At 69.0% G+C, this 1111-nt stretch carries 1 protein-coding gene; it reads left to right on the top strand.

Annotated elements, in window-relative coordinates:
* A partial coding sequence (locus KBX43_RS31235) for a Clp protease N-terminal domain-containing protein (protein ID WP_210888609.1) occupies positions 1-1111 on the top strand: 1111 nt, incomplete at both ends.

Below are 1111 nucleotides of genomic sequence, written 5' to 3' on the forward strand. Positions count from 1 at the left end.
TGGGCCTGATCCATGAGGGTGAGGGTGTCGCGGCGAAGGCTCTGGAGAGTCTGGGTATTTCGCTGGAGGGTGTGCGTCAGCAGGTCGAGGAGATCATCGGCCAGGGCCAGCAGGCGCCGAGCGGGCACATCCCGTTCACGCCGCGGGCCAAGAAGGTGCTGGAGCTGTCGCTGCGCGAGGCGCTGCAGCTGGGCCACAACTACATCGGCACCGAGCACATCCTGCTCGGCCTGATCCGCGAGGGCGAGGGCGTCGCCGCCCAGGTCCTGGTGAAGCTGGGCGCCGACCTGAACCGGGTCCGCCAGCAGGTCATCCAGCTGCTCTCCGGCTACCAGGGCAAGGAGCCGGCCGCCGCGGGTGCGGCGCCGGGTGAGGCCGCGCCGTCGACCAGCCTGGTGTTGGACCAGTTCGGCCGCAACCTGACCCAGGCCGCCCGCGAGGGCAAGCTCGACCCGGTCATCGGGCGCGAGAAGGAGATCGAGCGGGTCATGCAGGTGCTGTCCCGCCGCACCAAGAACAACCCGGTGCTGATCGGCGAGCCCGGCGTCGGCAAGACCGCCGTGGTGGAGGGCCTGTCGCAGAAGATCATCAAGGGCGAGGTGCCCGAGACGCTGAAGGACAAGCAGCTCTACACCCTCGACCTCGGTGCCCTGGTCGCCGGTTCCCGCTACCGCGGTGACTTCGAGGAGCGCCTGAAGAAGGTGCTCAAGGAGATCCGCACCCGCGGCGACATCATCCTGTTCATCGACGAGATCCACACGCTCGTCGGTGCGGGCGCGGCCGAGGGCGCGATCGACGCCGCCAGCATCCTCAAGCCGATGCTGGCCCGTGGTGAGCTGCAGACCATCGGCGCCACCACGCTGGATGAGTACCGCAAGCACCTGGAGAAGGACGCCGCTCTGGAGCGTCGTTTCCAGCCGATCCAGGTGGGTGAGCCGTCGCTGGCCCACACCATCGAGATCCTCAAGGGCCTGCGGGACCGCTACGAGGCCCACCACCGCGTCTCCATCACCGACGCCGCCCTGGTCGCCGCCGCGACGCTCGCCGACCGGTACATCTCCGACCGGTTCCTGCCGGACAAGGCGATCGACCTGATCGACGAGGCCGGCGC

The sequence above is a fragment of the Micromonospora sp. C41 genome, assembly GCF_018070485.1.
GTDB lineage: Bacteria > Actinomycetota > Actinomycetes > Mycobacteriales > Micromonosporaceae > Micromonospora > Micromonospora chalcea.